The sequence below is a fragment of the Kribbella endophytica genome (genome assembly GCF_054781295.1).
This window is the reverse complement of record NZ_BAAGUR010000001.1, coordinates 1736375-1749578: the sequence shown is the minus strand read 5'-3', so window position 1 is coordinate 1749578 and position 13204 is coordinate 1736375. Positions and strand designations below refer to the sequence as shown.

The following is a 13204-nucleotide window of genomic DNA, read 5'->3' as shown; positions in this document are numbered from 1 at the left end:
AACTCCCACGCAGCACACGGCTCGGTCAACGCCTCCCGCGATCGCGCAGCTCGCTCAACCCGCCAGCGCGGTGACAGCGGCCGGATCCCAGTAGTACGGCCGGAACTCCGTCACCAGACCGTCGCGAACCCGGTTCACCTGGACGAGCGACGTCTCCAACGACCGCCCGCTCGCCCGAGCCGTGAACCGAACCTCCAGGTGCACCGCGACCTGATCCCCGGCCGCAACCTGCCGCGTCGACAAGAAGTCGAGCCCGGACCAGGTAGCACTGAACTCACCCAGGAAGTTCTCGATCCCGTCGCGGCCACGCCAGACCCCGCCGTACGGCAGCCCCGGCTGCGACCACAGACAGACCTCGTCGTCGAGCAACGCCGCCACCGGCCCGAAGTCCGCCAGCCCGCGCCCACCTCCAGCGACGTACTCCGCCTCAGCCCGGTAGAACCGCTCCAGCACAACTCCCGCAGACGTCATGCCGACGACCGTATTTCCCGCCCGCCGCCGCGTCTGGCGAGATCACGCCGCCAGGTTCGAGCTCAGCCCAGCGGGCCGTCTTCCTCCAGAAGCCCGTGCAGGTACGTGCCGTACCCCGACTTGGCCAACGTGTCCGCGCGAGCCTTCAGCCCGTCGTCGTCGATGAACCCACGCCGCCAGGCGATCTCCTCCGGGCAGCCGATCTTCTGTCCCTGCCGCATCTCGACCGCGCGCACGAACTCGCCGGCCGCCATCAACGAGTCGAACGTCCCCGTGTCCAGCCAAGCCGTACCCCGCGGCAGCACCTCGACCTGCAGCCGCTTGGCCTCCAGGTAGACCTCGTTCACCGACGAGATCTCCAGCTCACCGCGCGCGGACGGCTTGATCTCCTTGGCGATGTCGACGACGTCGGCGGAGTAGAAGTACAGCCCCGGAACCGCGTAGTTGCTCTTCGGCTCCTTCGGCTTCTCCTCGATGCTCAGCGCCTTGCCCTCGGCGTCGAACTCGACCACGCCGTACGCCGTCGGATCCGCGACCCGGTAGGCGAACACCACGCCGCCGTCGACCTCGTTGAACGTCTGCAGGTGCACGCCGAGCCCAGGCCCGTAGAAGATGTTGTCGCCCAGCGCGAGCGCGACCGGCTCGTTCTGGATGAACTGCTCACCGATCAGGAACGCCTGCGCCAGCCCGTCCGGGCTCGGCTGTACGGCGTACGAGATCTCCATCCCGAACTGCGAACCGTCACCGAGCAGCCGCTGGAACTGCGCCGCGTCGTCCGGCGTGGTGATGACCAGGACCTCACGGATGTTGGCCAGCATCAGCGTCGACAGCGGGTAGTAGATCATCGGCTTGTCGTAGACCGGGAGCAGTTGCTTGCTCGCGGCCATCGTGAGCGGGTGCAGTCGGGTGCCGGAACCGCCGGCCAGGATGATCCCTCGCATGCGACCGCACCTTACCGACGTTCGGTGTCCATGCCACATCGACCACTGGTCCCCTCCCGTCACAGACCGCATCCAACCCACGCCGAACTCCAGCCACACCCTCGACGCCGAGGCCTCCGCTCACTCCAAGTGGTACTCCGCGAACCGGCTCCGCAGGTCCTTCTTCGAGAACTTGCCGACCGACGTCTTCGGCACTTCGTCGATGAACTCGACCGCGTCCGGCAACCACCACTTCGCCACCAGCGGCTCGAGGTAGGCCAGGATCTCCTCGCCCGTCGCCGACTCGCCCTCCTGCAGGACCACACACGCCAGCGGCCGCTCGTCCCACTTCGGGTGCGGTACGCCGATCACCGCCGCCTCCTTCACGGCCGGGTGGGCCATCAGAAGGTTCTCCAACTCCACCGAGCTGATCCACTCCCCACCGGACTTCACCAGGTCCTTCGTCCGGTCGACCAGCCGCACCGACCCGTACTGATCGATCGCCGCGACGTCGCCGGTCTTCATCCAGCCGTCCTCGGTGTTCAGCTCCACGCCCGCGTCAGGCCGGTAGTACTCCGCCGCGATCCACGGCCCACGAACCTGCAGCTCACCGGTCGCCTCGTCATTCCAAGGCAGCGGCTCGGTCGACCCAGGCTCCACGATCCGAACCTCGACTCCCGGCAACGGCAACCCCTGCCGCGCCCGCAGCTTCGCCTGCTCGTCCTCCGGCAGACCCTGATCGCGAACGGGAACGTGCGAGGCCGTCGCGACCGGGCTGGTCTCTGTCATGCCCCACGCCTGCAGGATCGGCTTGCCCAGCTTCTCCCGGAACGCCTCCGACAGCGCCAGCGGCACCGCCGACCCACCGCACGGGATTCGCCGCAGCTTCGGCAGTTCGACACCGTCCAGCAACGGCAGCAGCCCCTGCCAGATCGTCGGTACGCCGGCCGATAGCGTGACCTCTTGTTCTTGCAGGAGCTTCAAGATCCCCTGCGGCGACATGTCCGGCCCGGGGAACACCAGGCTCGCCCCCGCCATCGGCGCCGCGTGCGCGAGCCCCCACGCGTTCGCGTGGAACATCGGGACCACCGGCATCACCGTGTCGGTCTCGTGCAACCCGATCCCCGCGTTGGTCAGTACGCCGATCGAGTGCAGCCAGGTCGACCGGTGCGAGTAGACGACGCCCTTGGGATTGCCCGTCGTACCGCTCGTGTAGCACATCGCGGCCGCCTGGTTCTCGTCCTCGACGTGGAACTCGACCGGCTCGGCCGCGGCCAGCAGCTCCTCGTAGTCGTGGAACCGATCGTCGTCCGGCAGTTCGGCCCCCGGCGCCCCGGCCGGCAGGTCGTCCATCACGACCACGTGGCGCAAGAGCGGCAGCCGATCGAGCAGCGGGAGGAACAGCCCCAGCATCGAACGGTCCACGAAGACGATCTCGTCCTCGGCGTGGTTGGCGATGTACACCACCTGGTCGGGGAAGAGCCTGATGTTGAGCGTGTGCAGGACCCGCCCGGTGCAGGGCGCGCCGAAGTACAGCTCGAGGTGGCGCCCCGAGTTCCAGGCGAACGTGCCGACCCGGCCGTCGGCGCTGATTCCCAGGTTGTCGAGCACGCCGCCCAGGCGTCTGGTCCGCGCGGCCCACTCGCCGTACGTCATGGTCACGGGCGCTGGGCCGCCGGTGTGCACGGTCTTGTCCGGGAAGAACTGCTCCGCCCGGCGGAAGATGGTGTCCAGGGACAGCTGGTAGTCCTGCATCAGACCCTTCATGGCCCCACTGTGCCAGTTCCGGTGGCGCCTTGACCATGACCTCACCGCGCACTCTCTGCGCACTTTCCACGCACTCACCCAGGGCGTTGCGGTGCCGGAAGCAACAGATGACATGACACACGTGTCGTGTAATATGTTTCTCGTGAAGGCGTCCGAGGAGCTGCGGTACCTGGTGCTCGCGATCCAGCGCGAGGGAAATCGCCTGCTCGCCGCCGATCTCCGCCCGCTCGGCGTCACCCCGTCACAGGCCGAGGTGCTGCGCGTCCTGCGCGACCACGGCCCGCTGACGCTCAACGCGCTCGGCGGCCTGCTCGTCTGCGAGACCGGCACGAGCCCGAGCCGCCTGGTCGACCGACTGGTCGCCCAAGGTCTCGTACGGCGTGAGACCGACAAGGTCGACCGTCGCTACCTGGCGCTCAGCCTCACCTCACGCGGGCGTCAGCTCTGCCGGCGCATCGTCACGGCCGAGGAGCGGCTGCACCGGCGGATCGACGACCTGGTCGTCGGGCTGCCCGTCGACGAAACCATCAGCACGCTACGAGCCGTCGCCGAGGCCTTCCCGGCCGGAGCGGCCCTGGCTCGCCGGCGCGACACCGTGAAGGAGAAATAGCCATGGAGTACGCGAGCTCGACCATCCCAGCCTCCCGGGACGCGATCCGGCGTGCACTGCTCGACGCGCACGCCCTGCCCGAGTGGAACGAAGCCTTCGTCTCCGTCGAGGGACCGACCACGCCGACAGTCGGTACGGCGTACAAGCTGAAGGTCCGCCCGCGCTTCACCGGCGAACTGAAGTACACCGTGATCGAGCTGGACCGCGTCGAGTTCGTCTGGGAGGTCCCGGGTTTCCACGAGACCGCAAGCTGGATGATCGGCCCCGACGGAGAGGTCACCCACGCCTTCAGCCAGTCCGGCCCGCTCGCCACGATCCTGCGTCCGGCATACCGAGGAATCGCCGCAGTCCGCCTCGGCCGCCTCACCAACCGCCTGACCCAACTCGCCCGCGCGGCCTGAGCCCTAGTGACGGCCTGAGTCCTAGTGACGGCCTGAGCCCTAGTGGAAGTGCGCCCCCGGCTTGCGGTAGCCGCGGAGTAGGTCTCGGGAGATGATCAGCCGCTGCATCTCGTCCGTGCCCTCGAAGATGCGCCACAGCCGGACCTCGCGGAACCACCGCTCGATCGGCAGCTCCTTCGTGTAGCCCATCCCACCGTGGATCTGCAGCACGCGATCCGCGACCCGGTTGACTGTATTGGTTCCGTACAGCTTCGCGATCGCGCTGTCGTGCTGCGGATGCCGCCCCTGATCGACCACCCACGCGGCGTACAGGACAAGCCAGCGAGCCGCTTCCAGCTCGACCTCCGAGTCGGCGATCATCCACTGGATCGCCTGGTTGTCGCCGATCGCGCGCCCGAAGGTCTCCCGGCTGTTCGCGTGCTCGACCGCCAGCTCGATCAGCCGCTCACAGGCGCCGATGCCGCGCGACGGAATCAGGAACCGCCCCTTCATGATCCAGCGCATCGCCAGTTCGTACCCCTGACCGATCTCGCCGAGCACATGATCGGCGGGCACCCGGACCTCATCGAAGTTGAGCGTCGCCGGCACCGCCTGTCCCATCGTCACGATCGGGTCGGACGTCCAGCCCCGCTCCCGATCGACCAGGAACGCGGTGAACCCACCCTTCGAGCCCTTCTCCGCATCGGTCACCGCGATCACGATCGCGAAGTCGGCCTCGTTGCCGCCGGTGATGAACGTCTTCTCGCCGCGGATCACCCAGTCGTCGCCGTCGCGCCGCGCCGTCGTCCGGATCGCGCGCGTGTCCGACCCCGCGCCCGGTTCGGTGATCGCGAAGCACGACCTGCGCTCGCCGGAGATGGTCGGCAGCAGGTACTCCTTGCGCTGCTCCTCGTTGCACTCGTAGAGGATGTTGTCGGCCTCGCCACCGAAGGAGAACGGTACGAAGGTCCGCCCGAGCTCGCTCGTGATCAGTGCCTGGTCGACCGCCGAGAGGTCCATCCCGCCGTACTCCTCAGGCGTGCTCAGCCCCCAGAACCCGAAGGTTTTCGCCTTCTCCCGCAGGGCTTTCACCACCTCGGGCTCGACGCCTGGCAGCCCTTCCCGCTCGCGCCGCAGGACGTCGTTCTCCAGCGGCATCAGCTCCCGCCGTACGAACTCCCGGGTGGTGGCCCGGATCGCCTGCTGTTCCTCGGTGAGCGAGAAGTCGACCATGCAACGCCTCCTGGGTTCTGCGTCCGGAAGAATGCCTGAAGAAGTCCTCCTGAGTGCATTCTTTGCCACCTTAGGCCGATCTACTCTCGATCACATGTTGACCGAGATTCGCGATACCCGCCTGTACGTCGACCAGCGCGGCGCCGCCGACGCTCCGCCCTTGCTCTACATCCACGGCGGCCCAGGCGCCGGGTCGTACGACTTCCTCGCCTTCCAAGGCGATCGACTGGCCGAGCGGCTCCAGGTGATCGGCGTCGACCAACGCGGCGTTCAGCAGTCCGACCCGATCGACGGGCCGGTCACCGAGGACATCGTCATCGCGGACTTCGAGGCGCTGCGGGAGCGGCTCGGCTTCGAGCAGTGGGCGATCCTCGGTCACTCGTACGGCGGCCGCCTGGCGCTGCGGTACGCCGCGAACCATCCCTCGTCGGTCAGCCAGGTGGTCTTCGAGAACCCACCGTGGGACATGGTCCTGGCGACCCGCACGCTGGTCGAGTCCGCCAAACCGCTGCTCACGGAGCTCGGCCTGCTGGACGAGGCGAACAGGCTGCTCTCCTGGACCGGCCCGGCGACCACCGAGATGTGGACCGATCGGACCACTCTGCTGCAGCAACTAGGGGAGCGCCGGATGGACATCTATCTCGGCCCAGCCTCCCGCGACCTGGTGCTCCCGGCCGGCGATCTCCCGGAGGAGATCCAGGAGCGCGCCGGGTACTTCGCCCAGACCATTGCCCAGAGCACCAGCTTCAACGAGTCGCTTGTCCCATTGCTGGCCCGCCTGCCCCAACCCGCCCTGCTCATCAAGGGTGAGCACGATCCGGTCACGAGCCCCGAGGAGATCCGCCATTTCGGCACTGACGTCCCCGAGGGCACCTACCGCCTCTTCGAGGGCGCGGGCCATTTCGTCCACGCCGAGCAGCCCGCGGAGTACACCGATGTCGTCACCGACTTCGTGCTCCGCTGAGCTGCGGGCCCGCCCTGCGGTCCGCGCAGGATCAGACGGCGATCGGCACCGCGCGCTTGTGAATCGTGCGGCGGTGGTAGCCGATGATGATCTCGGCCGCCTCGGGCTCGATCTCCTGGCCTTCGAGGAAGTTGTCGATCTGGTCGTAGGTGACCCCGAGCACGGTCTCGTCCGGTACGCCGGGCCGGTCGGACTCGAGGTCGGCAGTCGGGACCTTGCCGGTGATCTCCGGGGCAGCACCGAGGCGTTCGCCCAGGGCGCGGACGCGGCGCTTCGTCAGGCCGGAGAGCGGCGTCAGGTCGCACGCGCCGTCGCCGTACTTGGTGAAGAAGCCCATGACGGCCTCCGCGGCGTGGTCGGTGCCGACGACCAGGCCGCCGCGCGCGCCGGCGACGACGTACTGGGCGATCATCCGCTGGCGCGCCTTGATGTTGCCCGTGTGGAAGTCGGCCCGGTCGCCGAGTCCGGCGTGGGCGACCGATCCGACCATCGCGTCGGTGGCCGGCTTGATGTCGACAGTGAGCGTCTCGTCCGGCTTGATGAACTGGAGCGCCCGCTGGGCGTCGTCCTCGTCGTGCTGCACGCCGTAGGGGAGCCGCATCGCGACGAAGCTCGCGTCACGTCCGTCGGCCCGGACCCGTTCGACGGCGAGCTGGCACAGCCGGCCGGCCGTGCTCGAGTCGACGCCGCCGCTGATCCCCAGCACGTACGCCGAGGAGCGGGCCAGCCGCAGCCGGTCGACCAGGAATCCGATCCGCCGCTCGATCTCGAGGTCCGCATCGAACGACGGCGACACCCCGAGCTCGGCGATGATCAGTTCCTGCAGGTAGCGACGGTCCTCGCTCATCGATCTCCCTCACCGTTCGAATCCCGGCCTCCAGTATCCAAGTCGGCTCACGGCACCCCGTGTCCACCCCCGGCCCGAGCTCACGCCGGAGCCGATTCCCGATCCGCGGCGACGATCCCGTACACTCTTGACTGGTTCCCCGCGTGGCGGTATCTCGCCCAACTCCCCCAGGGCCGGAAGGCAGCAAGGGTAAGTGAGCTCTTCCGGGTGCGCGGGGAATCCTTATGTCCGGCCCCGGCCAGGTGCGTCCTCCTGGCAACGGAAACCGTTGAGTCTCCCGGTCGAACCGTGCCGCTCGAGCTGCCCGCTCCCACCACCCGCCTGAGCACTTGGTCGGCGACCTAAGGTGGGCCGCATGAACAAGCCGTCGTTCGGGCCGTTCGGGATCACCACTGGGCTGACCAGTTCACCGGAGTCGCTGGAAGCGGCCCGGATTGCCGAGCAGCTGGGCTATCCAGCGATCTGGCTCTCCGGCGGACCCTTGCCAGGACTCCAGACGATCACGGACTTGGTCGAGGCGACGAGCACGATCAGGTACGTCAGCGGCATCCTGTCGATCGACAGCTATCCGGCTTCCGAGGTAGCGGCGACGTACGCCGAGATCGAGGCGGAGACGCCAGGCCGGTTCACCATAGGCCTCGGCGGGGCGCACGGACCGAGTCCCTTGGCCGCGCTCGGGAAGTACCTCGACCAACTCGACGGTGTATCGGGCGATCAGCAGCCGCTCGACGGGCCGGACGCGCCTCAGCGCTTCGGCGTCCCCGCAGAGCATCGGCTGCTGGCCGCCCTCGGACCGCGGATGCTGAAGCTCGCAGCCGAGCGGACTGCCGGCGCGTACCCGTTCCTAGTGACCGCGGACTACACAGCCGAGGCACGGGCCATCCTTGGCGACGACAAATTGCTCGCCGTCAGCCACCTGGTGGTCGTCGAGCCCGACGCCGACCGAGCCCGCGGCATCGCCCGCGACACCCTCAGCTTCTTCACCAGCCTGCCCGGGTACGCCGCCAACCTCCGCCGAATGGGCTTCACCGACGACGACTTCGCCAAGCTCCCGGACCACATGGTCGACGCCCTCGCCGCATGGGGGACTCCCGACCAGATCGCCGAGAGCCTGCACAAACACCTGGCCGCCGGCGCCGACCACGTAGCCATCAACGTCATCACCGGTGTCACAGGCCCCCAACCAACCGACCAATGGCGAGCCCTGGCCCCCGCGCTCCTCTGACGGCCGGCGCCTATTGCTGGCGGTTCTGGCGGGCGAGCAGTTCGGGAATCCAGTGATCGCCGTACCGCTCCTGCAACTCCGGGCGCTCCCAATCACCTCCGGTCACCACCCCGCGGCAGAGCGGTGAACCGCACGAGCAGCTCATCCGCCAGTCTGGAACGCCTGTGCTCGTCCCGTAGTCACTGGTGAGCTCGTCACCCGGCGCAAAGTCCCGACGAGCAATCAAAGTGACAGCATCGGTCCACCAGGTATTCGGGTCGCAGCTGTGGTTGCCGTAAGCAATGACCGGCCGCGGATCATCCGGCAGGACCAGGTGGAGGTCCTCCTCCAGCGTGATCGTGTCAACCGGAGGATGCTTCAGCAGTTCCGTCAGTTCAGCCGTAGACACCTTCCGCCCAGCCAGAACCGAAACAACCTCGCCGGCCGCAATCGGCGCGGTGGCGAACAACCCCATCCCAGCGATCGACGACTCCCGCACAACAAGCTGCGGATGCGCCCAACACAGCGCCTTCTCATAGAGCCGAGCCGTCGACCTCACCGCCCCGTTCTCATACACCTTCGCCTCGCCAGTCGCCTCAAACCCGAGCCGCCCCCAGAACGGCGCCGCAAACTCCGCGTTCGTATCAACAACCGCCAGCCGAAGCCGCCGCACCTCCGGCCAACTCTCGGTCACGTACCGCTCCACCAACCGGTACGCCGTACGCCCAATCCCCCGCCCTTGCCATCCACCCCGCACCTGAAGCAGCCCAACAAACGCAACCGCCGCATCCGGATACCCCCGAAGAAGATCAACCACAGCAACCAACTCGCCGCCGTCGACCGCAGCTCCGTCGCCACCTGTCGCCGCGCCCTCTTCTCCAAGCGACGCCGCGGACCCGTCCCCCTCGAACACCCCAAGGACAACCTTGGCCTCCGCCGCCATCCCCGGCGGCCGCATGGTCAGCAACTCCCGCGCATCACCCACACCAGGCGGCGCCCCCGTGATCCGCTCGGTGTACCCCGGATCGGACTCAATCAGCCCCTGGACAGCCCCAACGTCACCATCACCTAGCGGACGGATTTCCACACCCGCTCCAACTCGTCAACGCTCCCGGACATGATCACCGGAACGTGCTGAGTGACCACCTCAGCCGGCCAGTCCCACCAAGCAATCGCAAGCAGCCGCTCAACATCCTCATCACCGAACCGCCGCCGAATCACCTTCGCCGGATTCCCACCCACGATCCCGTAATCCGGCACGTCATCAACCACGACGGCCCCAGTAGCAACGATCGCCCCATGCCCGATCCGCACCCCCGGCATCACCTTCGCATCCAGCCCGAACCACACGTCGTTCCCCACCACCGTGTCCCCCCGCCCCGGCAACCCAGTGATCAGCCCGAAGTGCTCAGCCCAGTCCCCACCCATGATTGGAAACGGATAGGTCGAAGGCCCATCCATCCGATGATTCGCCCCGTTCATCACAAACGTCGTCCCGGTCCCCAACGCGCAGTACTTCCCAATCCGCAGCTTCTCCGGCCCGTAGTGATAGAGCACATTCTGCGTCTCAAACGCCTCCGGATCATCCGGGTCGTCGTAGTAGGTGTACTCCCCCACCTCAACCAACTCCGACCGCACAAGAGGCTTCAGCAAAACCACCCGCTCAGCCCCCACCACCGGCCGCACAACTCCAGGATCAGGCACTCCACTCATCCCCCGACCCTAAAACCCAACCCCCACCCCCAGCCTCCCGTTTTCGCCCAACCACCCGCCGCGGCCCGGATCCAACCAACCACCGCAGCCGAAGCTCCCCCTCCCGCCACCCCGGCCAGCCGGCCCCAGAGGTCCCCCTGCCCCCAGCGACCTGGCGAAGACAGATGCGCTCCCCACCCGCACAACTGCCGCACTGCCTGCTCGCCCCGGACACGACTCGGGCTCCTTGGCGCCTGGCGGCTGACGGCTGACGGCTGACGGCTGGCGGCTGGCGGCTGGCGGCTGGCGGCTGGCGGCTGGCGGAAGCACGACACCCGGCCGGAGGCACCCGGGGCCAACTGACAACTCCCGGCGCCGGCGAAGGCCGAACCCCGGCCAGAGACACATCGCCTGGGCAGGACGCGACCTGCGGACCGGATCGGCGCTCAGCCGGCCGTCCTTAGGCCCCCGTCAACAGCGCGCGGTCTGTACACCGTCAGGTCAGCATTGCCACGGACGCAGAGAGCAGCGACAGGTACGACGCGACGTCCGCCACACGACCTCGACGCCCTCCGCCACCGCCCCTCGATCGCTCCCCACCCCCGATTTCCCCCCGCCCGCCCGCCTCGCGTATTCTCTCCGCTTGGAGGATTCGCCTAGTGGCCTAGGGCGCACGCTTGGAAAGCGTGTTGGGGGCAACCCCTCACGAGTTCGAATCTCGTATCCTCCGCCACTCTCCGAGTGACCGATTGACCGGGTTTCCGCTGGTCAGAGCAACATCCGGTCATTCGCAGAGAACGAACACACTGTGGGGCGGTTCCCGATCTGGGGACCGCCCCACAGTCATTCCGTCTCAGTTTCCGTCTCGGATCCGGCGGGGCGCTGGTCAGGTCGCCGCGGGGCCGGTCTCGGCTACTTGGCGCTCAGGACTGTGTCCAGGTAGTCGGCTATGGCGTCTCGGTTTCGGGTGAGGCAGGTGATGCGTTCTGAGAGGCGGGCCTGTTGGTGGTGCAGGGCCTCGATCATTTCGGGTTTCAGGGCGGGGACGTAGATGGTTTTTGGCTTGTCCAGGCATGGGAGGAGTTGCTGGATGATGCGGGTGGGTAGGCCGGCGTCGAGGAGGCCTGCGATTTGTAGGACTACGTCTACGTGGGGCTCGCCGTACTCGCGGTAGCCGTTGAGGGCTCGGGTGGGGGTGATGAGGCCCTGCTCCTCGTAGTACCGCAGGAGCCGGCGGGAGACGCCGGTGCGCTCCGCGAGTTCTCCGATCTTCACGTGTTCAAGGGTAGCGCTTGACCTTCACATGAGTGTGAGGGTTCAACACTGGGTGGAGGTACTGACTTACATCGGAGGTTTCAGTGAAGTTCGGGCTTCGTTTGCCGCAGAGGTTGGGGGTCGACCTGCAGCGCGACTTGGTGGTCGCCGCCAGGACGGCTGAGGCGACTGGGTACGACAGTTTGTGGACGTACGAACAGTTGCTGTTCGCGGAGACGCCGATCGAGCCGTACGCTCCGCCGGATGTGCCTTGGCCGGAGAGTGGGCGGCAGACGGCTGATCCGCTGGCGGTTCTTACGGCGGCGGCGGTAGTGACTGAGAGGGTGCGGCTGGGGACTGCTGTTCTGATTGCGGCACTCCATACGCCTGTCCAGCTGGCGAAGGCGCTGGCGACCGTTGACCAGATCAGCGGAGGGCGCGTGGTTGCGGGGATGGGGGCCGGCTGGGCGACCGACGGACTCCAGGCGACCGGAGCTACCCGGGCGGATCGGGGGCGGTTTCTCGACGAGACGTTGGACGTGTTCGATGCGGTGTGGGGACCTGACCCGGTGAACTTCCGGAGTCCTCGCGTGATCATCAACAACGCCGCGGTTCTGCCCAAGCCGGTCTCGAAGATTCCGGTGATGATCGGCGGCGGTGCCAGCAACCTGGGCCGGAGCGGCAGTTCGAAGGCCATGGAGCGCGTCGCCAAACGGGCGGACGGCTGGCTGCCGCTGCTCACCACGCCCGGGCCGGCCGGGGCCGCAGAGCTGCGTGCGCATTGGGATCGCATCCGGCAGATGGCCACCGAGTACGGCCGGGACGCGAGCCGGATGGAGCTGGTCGTGGTCGGCAACGTCACCTTCACCGAGCGTCCGGCGGGACCTGACCGGTCGGCGTTCGTCGGCACGCTCGACCAGATCATGGACGACCTGCACACAGCCGCGGAGGCGGGCGCGGACGAGCTGATCGTGGATCTGAATCTGCAGGACTCGTTCACCGGTACGGCGCAGATGCTCGAGACGGCGGTGGAGATCCGCGAGAGGGCCGCAGCCTCCTGACCGACGTTGAGCGACAGGCACGTCAGGCCGATTTGAAGGCCGCGCGGGCGGGCTGTCTCAAAACGAGACAGTTGCCGGGAGTAGCGGACCGTACCTTTCGAGCGTCGGGATCTGCTCGGAAGGGGCTTGTCATGACTGCTGTTGACGCGGATGTTGAAAGCGGCCGGGGGTTGCACGCCGGACCCGCTGCTGAGGCTGCGGTTCCGGCGGTGACCGGGGACCCGGCGCTGATCGGTCTTCCCAGTTTCATCGCGGGATCGGTGGCGCTGGGGCTTGTGCTTGTTGGGTATGTGCCCGCGGCGGCGGTTGGCGCCTCGTTGCCGATCATCGTCGCGGCGACCGGGCTGGGACTGGTGATCGCAGCCGTCTGGTCGGCCGCGGTCGGCCAGAGTGCGGTGGCCGGGGTGTTCGGGATCTTCGCCGGCTTCTGGTTGAGCTACGGCATGCTCGTCCTCGGGCTGACGCACAACTGGTTCGCGATCGTTGCGGCGGACGCTGTCGATACGCAGGGGCTGTTCCTGATTTCCTGGCTGGTCGTCATCGGGATGCTGACGCTGGCCACGCTCCGGCTGCCGATCGCTTACACGGTGCTGTTCGCGCTGATCGAGATCGCCTTGGTACTGGTTCTGGTCGGCACGATGCAGGGGTCGGCCGGCACGCTGAAGGTTGCCGGCGTCGTGGTGTTCGTCTTCGCCGCGGTGGGTGTCTACCTGTTCTTCGGATCGGCTTCGCAGGCGACGGGCGGCAAGGCACTTCCGCTCGGACAGCCGCTGGTGCGCGGCTGAGCGGTGTTAGGTTCGC

At 67.6% G+C, this 13204-nt stretch carries 14 protein-coding genes, 1 tRNA gene and 1 other RNA gene; 8 read left to right on the top strand and 8 right to left on the bottom strand.

What is annotated here, in order from left to right; all coding sequences use genetic code 11:
• Positions 1-54 precede the first annotated feature (54 nt).
• The 3 genes from ACYVIO_RS08425 to ACYVIO_RS08415 all read right to left on the bottom strand — a co-directional run bounded on the left by ACYVIO_RS08425 (position 55) and on the right by ACYVIO_RS08415 (position 3158).
• A complete protein-coding gene (locus ACYVIO_RS08425) occupies positions 55-471 on the bottom strand; it encodes a nuclear transport factor 2 family protein (RefSeq protein WP_460650087.1) in 417 nt (138 codons plus the stop codon).
• Between the two features lie 62 nt (positions 472-533).
• The gene (gene rfbA, locus ACYVIO_RS08420; RefSeq protein ID WP_460650086.1) at positions 534-1412 is read right to left on the bottom strand and encodes a glucose-1-phosphate thymidylyltransferase RfbA; all 879 of its coding nucleotides are present in this window, start codon (positions 1410-1412) and stop codon (positions 534-536) included.
• 120 nt (positions 1413-1532) lie between these two features.
• Positions 1533-3158, bottom strand: a complete 1626-nt coding sequence (locus ACYVIO_RS08415; RefSeq protein WP_460650085.1) for a long-chain fatty acid--CoA ligase — start codon at positions 3156-3158, stop codon at positions 1533-1535.
• 142 nt (positions 3159-3300) lie between these two features.
• Here ACYVIO_RS08415 and ACYVIO_RS08410 point away from each other — a divergent pair, with 142 nt between their 5' ends.
• Both ACYVIO_RS08410 and ACYVIO_RS08405 read left to right on the top strand, forming a co-directional pair.
• Entirely contained in the window at positions 3301-3768 is a 468-nt protein-coding gene (locus tag ACYVIO_RS08410; RefSeq protein WP_460650084.1) for a MarR family winged helix-turn-helix transcriptional regulator, read from the top strand.
• A 2-nt stretch (positions 3769-3770) separates the two neighbouring features.
• Positions 3771-4169, top strand: a complete 399-nt coding sequence (locus tag ACYVIO_RS08405) for an SRPBCC family protein (protein ID WP_460650083.1) — start codon at positions 3771-3773, stop codon at positions 4167-4169.
• Between the two features lie 39 nt (positions 4170-4208).
• On the opposite strand, the gene ACYVIO_RS08400 is transcribed toward ACYVIO_RS08405, so the two are convergent.
• A complete protein-coding gene (locus ACYVIO_RS08400; protein ID WP_460650082.1) occupies positions 4209-5381 on the bottom strand; it encodes an acyl-CoA dehydrogenase family protein in 1173 nt (390 codons plus the stop codon).
• A gap of 94 nt (positions 5382-5475) precedes the next feature.
• Between ACYVIO_RS08400 and ACYVIO_RS08395 the strand changes: the two genes are divergently transcribed.
• On the top strand, positions 5476-6345 hold the full coding sequence (locus ACYVIO_RS08395) for an alpha/beta fold hydrolase (protein WP_460650081.1): 870 nt from the start codon (positions 5476-5478) through the stop codon (positions 6343-6345).
• 31 nt (positions 6346-6376) lie between these two features.
• Here the strand turns inward: ACYVIO_RS08395 and nadE are convergent, their stop codons facing one another.
• Positions 6377-7192 (bottom strand): ammonia-dependent NAD(+) synthetase, encoded by an 816-nt coding sequence (nadE, locus tag ACYVIO_RS08390; RefSeq protein WP_460650080.1) that lies wholly within the window; start codon positions 7190-7192, stop codon positions 6377-6379.
• Between the two features lie 130 nt (positions 7193-7322).
• Between nadE and ffs the strand changes: the two genes are divergently transcribed.
• An RNA gene (gene ffs, locus ACYVIO_RS08385) (signal recognition particle sRNA small type) lies at positions 7323-7419 on the top strand.
• A gap of 128 nt (positions 7420-7547) precedes the next feature.
• Positions 7548-8417 (top strand): TIGR03620 family F420-dependent LLM class oxidoreductase, encoded by an 870-nt coding sequence (locus ACYVIO_RS08380; RefSeq protein WP_460650079.1) that lies wholly within the window; start codon positions 7548-7550, stop codon positions 8415-8417.
• Between the two features lie 10 nt (positions 8418-8427).
• Here ACYVIO_RS08380 and ACYVIO_RS08375 read toward each other — a convergent pair whose 3' ends face one another.
• Together ACYVIO_RS08375 and ACYVIO_RS08370 are read right to left on the bottom strand one after the other, a co-directional pair.
• Positions 8428-9483, bottom strand: coding sequence for a GNAT family N-acetyltransferase (locus tag ACYVIO_RS08375; protein WP_460650078.1), 1056 nt, complete (start codon positions 9481-9483; stop codon positions 8428-8430).
• Positions 9465-10109 carry a CatB-related O-acetyltransferase gene (locus ACYVIO_RS08370; RefSeq protein WP_460650077.1) on the bottom strand — a complete coding sequence of 215 codons (645 nt, stop codon included), beginning with the start codon at positions 10107-10109 and terminating at the stop codon, positions 9465-9467. Before ACYVIO_RS08370 ends, ACYVIO_RS08375 begins: the two co-directional genes overlap by 19 nt.
• Positions 10110-10733: 624 nt before the next feature.
• On the opposite strand from ACYVIO_RS08370, the gene ACYVIO_RS08365 reads away from it, so the two are divergent.
• Positions 10734-10821 (top strand) — tRNA-Ser (locus ACYVIO_RS08365).
• A gap of 179 nt (positions 10822-11000) precedes the next feature.
• Here ACYVIO_RS08365 and ACYVIO_RS08360 read toward each other — a convergent pair.
• Positions 11001-11363: a MerR family transcriptional regulator gene (locus ACYVIO_RS08360; RefSeq protein WP_460650076.1), complete on the bottom strand. Its 363-nt coding sequence runs from the start codon at positions 11361-11363 to the stop codon at positions 11001-11003.
• An 83-nt stretch (positions 11364-11446) separates the two neighbouring features.
• On the opposite strand from ACYVIO_RS08360, the gene ACYVIO_RS08355 reads away from it, so the two are divergent.
• Positions 11447-12403, top strand: a complete 957-nt coding sequence (locus ACYVIO_RS08355) for a TIGR03619 family F420-dependent LLM class oxidoreductase (RefSeq protein ID WP_460650075.1) — start codon at positions 11447-11449, stop codon at positions 12401-12403.
• A 131-nt stretch (positions 12404-12534) separates the two neighbouring features.
• Complete coding sequence (locus ACYVIO_RS08350; RefSeq protein WP_460650074.1) at positions 12535-13188, top strand: GPR1/FUN34/YaaH family transporter; 654 nt, start codon at positions 12535-12537, stop codon at positions 13186-13188.
• Positions 13189-13204 lie beyond the last annotated feature (16 nt).